This is a genomic window from Bartonella sp. AP30XZML, from assembly GCF_042195945.1.
In the GTDB taxonomy this organism is placed as follows: domain Bacteria; phylum Pseudomonadota; class Alphaproteobacteria; order Rhizobiales; family Rhizobiaceae; genus Bartonella.
The window spans coordinates 1-5,404 of sequence record NZ_JBHIPJ010000104.1; the positions used below are offsets into that span (position 1 = coordinate 1).

2 protein-coding genes and 1 pseudogene are annotated in these 5,404 nt (G+C 36.6%); all 3 read left to right on the forward strand.

Annotated elements, in window-relative coordinates; translation table 11 throughout:
* Positions 1-423 precede the first annotated feature (423 nt).
* Positions 424-2,988 carry a BafA family autotransporter gene (gene bafA / locus ACFIL2_RS07840; RefSeq protein WP_375632648.1) on the forward strand — a complete coding sequence of 855 codons (2,565 nt, stop codon included), beginning with the start codon at positions 424-426 and terminating at the stop codon, positions 2,986-2,988.
* Positions 2,989-3,302: 314 nt separating this feature from the next.
* Positions 3,303-3,534 (forward strand): annotated as a pseudogene (locus ACFIL2_RS07845) (integrase); the annotation flags it as partial.
* A 281-nt stretch (positions 3,535-3,815) separates the two neighbouring features.
* A partial coding sequence (locus ACFIL2_RS07850) for a pertactin-like passenger domain-containing protein (RefSeq protein ID WP_375680047.1) occupies positions 3,816-5,404 on the forward strand: 1,589 nt, incomplete at its 3' end.

Sequence of the window (5,404 nt, forward strand, 5' to 3'; positions counted from 1 at the left end):
TATTAAAGGGCGTAAAACAAAACAGTCCCTTCAGGGTATTTTAGGTGTACGCTATAGTTTCTAATTATATGGTTATTTTTTAGTTATCTTTAAATGTATGATTAGTTTTTTTAAGTTTTTAATGCAGCATCAGAGAACAATTTTTCAGAGCACGCAGCTTCGTTGTTCATGATAAACTATATTCCCTTATATACTTGATTATGCATTACTTTTTTTGATAAGAAAATTCTGAGGAAATGCTAAAGAAGCACTATAAAAACGCCCTTATATTCTTGATCAAAAAAGTATTTAAAAACTATAAAGAACGGTTTTTTATGAGATAAGGGGGATTTTTAAGAAGGATTATTGCAATCTAAGGTTGAAAATATGTTTTGTAGAGCTAATTACGTTCAGTGTCTATGCAGGCGTGAAAGGGGGGAGGATATGGCTCTACAATATAAATGGAAACGACATTGTTGGATACTCATGTTGAGCAGCTGTTTTGTGCAGGCTGCTGCTGCAAATGAGAGGGGGATACCGCTTTTTTGTCAATCTTCAAGTTATGAAAATAGCAAAATATTTCAGGATCAATACAATGAGGATATGAAAACGGGAAGATGCATACTTGGAGCATCTAATGATGTTATTATAAGGGCGCGTAATGAATTAGACTTTTTAAAAAAGCCTAGCGATTTTACTGAGGATAAGGGCGCTAGAGTGTTTGTGAGTCAACAGGAGCTTGACAGCAGTCATCGTGAAAATGTTGAAAATAATGTACAAGAACACAATACTAAAATTCTTAAAAAACCTGAACTTATTTCCATTAAAGATGGGGCACTGTTAGAAAATTATATTCTTGATAATGAAGGTAAAGCATACATTTCAAATGATGGTGAGATTGATAGCCCAGGGCGATCCATTAATAACACAGTAAGGAATGGTGCAGAGCTTTATGTGTATGCAGGAGGACTCAGTGAGGATAGTAAAATTGAACATGGCGGAATTGAAAATGTTGAGGCTTTAAAGGGAAAACAAGGCTTTTCGAAAAATGCAGTCGTTAAAGAAGGTGGACAACAAAGTGTTGGAAATGGAGGAAAAGTAGAGGGGACTAAAATTTATGGTGGTGAGCAACTTGTTTTCGGGGAGGGGGATGTTGGAGAAGAGGTTAAAGGGAGTAGTGCTTCTCATACTATCATTTATGGTCAAGATGAAACACTAGGCCAACAAAAAGTATATGATGGCGGAAAAGTTTGGAATACGAAAGTTATGCAAGGGGGTGTCCAAGAGGTTGGACAAAAGTCTCAAAGTGCAAAAAATGGTGGTTTTGCATTTGACACAGAAGTTTTTGGCGGTGGTAAACAACGTATCTTAAAAGGCGGTCAGGCTATTGGAGTTATTTTAAATGAGAGTGCTATTCAGGAAATATATACTGATGGATCTGTAAAAAATCTAACAATGAATGATCAAACAAAATCATGGGTGCATGCTGGGGCAACATTAGAAGGAAAGACACAGTTAAATCATTCTGGGCAGATCCATCTTTATGCTGGGAATGATCAACATCATACCATAGTAGAAGATATTATTTTAAATGGAAAAGATACAAAACTGTACTCTATTACTGATGAGTTTGATGGAAAAAGTTCTTTGATACAAAAATTAAGTGGTGAAGGGAGTGTTATTTTTTCGTTTACAGGTTCTGATCCATATTATTCTCAGCTTCATGTGAATAATCTTTCAGGAAATTTACATTTCGCGTTCAATACTACGATTGCCCATAACCGTGGTGATTATCTCTTGGTTGAGAAAGGTGCTGGGAATCATACGATAAGTGTTGCTGATTCTGGAGTTGAAATCACGGATCCTTTTTCAAATAAGCGTGATTTAATTATGGATCAAAGTGGTGGAGCACATTTTACACTGACAGATCTTAAGGGTGACAAAATTAACGCCATTGATGGTGGAACTTATATGTATGATTTGAAAGAAAGAAAGGATGAAAATGGAAAAGTTTGGTTTTTATCTGCAGATCGCCTCAGTGGACCAGAAACCTCTATTCCAGATCCGGAAAATCCTTTTGTTCCTGGTGAAACAACAACGACACCCTCTACAGATGCAGTATTAACGTTGTCCGTAGTTCCTGGACTTATTTTTAATAATGAGTTGCAAATTATACGGAATGGTAGAAAAATTTGGGACAGAAATAAGAAAGATATCGAACTATGGACTTATGGGATTAAGAGCAGAGAACGTGTTGCGACAGGCCATACACACTTTAAGCTTGGGCAAACAGGTTTAGTTTTTGGTGCTGATCAGTTGAGTGAATTAAGGCATGGAGAGTTGTATGTTGGTGGTTTCGGTAGTTATGATCAAGCACGTATTTCTCATGCACGAGGTGGTAATAGTGATCTGAGCTCTTATAGCATTGGAACTTACGCAACTTATTTTGATCATCGCGGATGGTATATGGATGGTGTTTTGAAATATAATTATTACCGAAATAATTTGAAAGCCATATCAACGAATGGTTTAGCCATTCAAAGTCATTACAATCAGTGGGCGATAGGTGGATCATTTGAGATTGGTTGTTATTTTGAACCGGCACAGAATACTTGGATGCAGCCTTATATCAAGCTAACAGGTTTGCAGGTTGAAGGTAAAAGAATAAAACTTTCCAATGGAATGATAGGTGATCTAAGCCCATTAACTTCATTCCGCAGTGAAGTTGGATTGACTGCAGGACATGAATTTTTTGTGAGTTCAGAAACTTCATTAACAGCTTACATTATGGCAGCTTGGTTGCGTGAGAATATAAATAATAATTATACGACAATTAATAACCAGTATAAATTTATTACAGATTTGTCAGGCAGTGCGGGTAAATTGGGAATTGGTTTAAACGGTTCGGTCAATGATAAACTAACACTTTATGCGGAAGCACATTATCTAAAAGGACATAAGATTAAGAATGCTCTTCAAGGTATTTTAGGATTACGCTATAGTTTCTAAATATGTGTGCATGGCTGATTAACTTTACAAATGTAATTGTTTTGCAAACTTAAACAGATAACGTTCGGCTATGTCTTCTCGAGAGTGTAAGGACTTTCTCAAATAGTAGAAATGTCTTTATACTCTTTCTTTTAAAGGCAACATACTGAATTTATAATAATAATTCATTTCTATGCATGGTGAATGAGAGTCACAAAAATCATAGGATTCTCTCATTCCAAATCTGTTTATGTTGAATCAATCAAAATTATTCGCTTGGCACATCGCAAGCGGGATGAAGGTGTGTATAAAAACTATACAAAAAAGAAGTAAAAATGTCTCTGATGAATCGTCTCTAGTGTCAAGGGCTATCACAACATTGGGATGGCAAAGTGTATGATGATACCGGCCCGCTTCTTCATAAGCGTAAAGATTGGAGGTCAATGGCTTTACCGGTATACCATTCATGGATGACGTCGCGAAATGGGCTTGAGTGCATTGAGAGATGTCTCTTTAAAACAAGTGCGTGAATGTACAACCCAATGGCGTTTTGTTTTACGTGAAGGGGGGCGCCATTAAAGGGCACGAGCATTTTTTTCATCTATAATTCCAGATATGCAAATTATTCCTTGAATTTAAGTAAACACTTTGAATTTTATTCAATTTTCTGCCTTAAGTTAGAGCTTTTTAGTGGTTTATAGATAAACAACTTAAAGTTGTTTAAATTAAAAAATACACTAAAAAATTGTATTTAGACATAAATAAAACACATTATGATACAATCTAAAACGAGCTACCTATGTAGCCGCGGGGTATTTTTCTAAATAATTGAGAGTGGAGTGTGGATAATGCGGTATAAATACAAATTAAGTTTTTCAGTATTGATGATCAGTAGTTATCTTGTGCAATCTGCAAGTGTAGTTGAGAGTAGGAATAGAGTGCTAACAAGAGCAACACATGTGGTAAATAGAGAAGAGGAAGAAAAAAAATTAGAACAGATTGCTAGTTTTTTCAAAAATAATATTACGATTGAATATGGTGATATAGAGCTTGTTGAAAATGGAGAAACTTCTGTAGGTTCTACTATTAAAAAAGGAGGGATACAAATAGTTACACGAGCAGGAATTGCAATGAACGCCAAAATTTTGGGAGGTCAGCAGTTTATTCATGAAGAGCCATATATTGATCTTACAAGCGTGGAGAGAAAAAGTAGTGCATATAATTCCACAGTTACTGGGGATGGTGGAACAGTTGGACAGCAGAATGTGTATGATGGAGCGTGGGTTTGGTATACGAAAGTGGGAGATAACGGAGAACAAAATCTTTATGCAGGACAAAGAAAAGAGGGAGGGAAATCAATGTATGCTCAGGTTTCTGGGAATGGGAGACAACACGTTTTAGCGTTAGGAGAATCTTATGCTACTAATTTGAAAGATCATGCTATTCAAGTTGTATATCCTGAAGGGTTTGTGGATGGTCTGACTATTAACAACTTTGCTAAATCGTGGTTCCATGTTGGTATACAAGATGTCCTTGGAGAAGTAAGGATCAATGATCACGGAGAACTTTATTTATTCGCTGGTGATAGGACAAATCATACGACTAAGAAAAAAATTCCTATGAAGGACAGAGTGGATGAAATAATATTTGAGGTTGGTGAACGGAATATGGGAGAAAAACCTCAGATTGAAATTGAAGATTTAGGGGGGCACGGAGGGACTGTTATTTTTACTTCTATACCGTATGATCCACGACATATTTCACTTCATGTTAAGAAACTTTCAGGGGATTTACATTTTCGATTCAATATTAATGCTACGGGGAATTCAAGTGATTACTTGTCGATTGATGAAGGTTCAGGTAATCACAAAATAAGCGTTGCAGATTCTGGTCGTGAAATTACAGGTCCTCTCTCACAACAGAATAGTTTGGTCACAGGGATTAATTTAGTTACTGATAAAGTTGGAGGCGCTAATTTTACTCTGGAAGATCTTTCGGGTAAGGACATTACAGCTGTTGATGGTGGAGCCTATCAGTATGTTTTACGAAAGAGAGAAAGATGTGCTGATGCTAGTGGTTATTCTACAATTTGGTATTTAAGTTCAGCCTCTGAAGGTACGACACGTTCGAATACTGAAACACAGTGTGTAAACAAGAAAACGAAGATTCCTCTTGCATTATCTGATCAAGGTGCTTCTTCTAGAGGAAAAAATACAGGCTCTCGTAAACCTACTATAAAGCAACCAGCTAAACCACGACCTCCACGTCATTTAAGAGGGGCACAGAATGTCTCTAGTGTTTCTGTATCTCCCTCTCAAGAAAATCAGACTCTTGTAGCGTTACCTCCATCAGGTCTTCATCCTCTTTCTGATGAAAAACAACAAACTGCTGTTTCAACCTCTTCTCAATCTTTAGCCGATCAAATGATTGTGCGTCC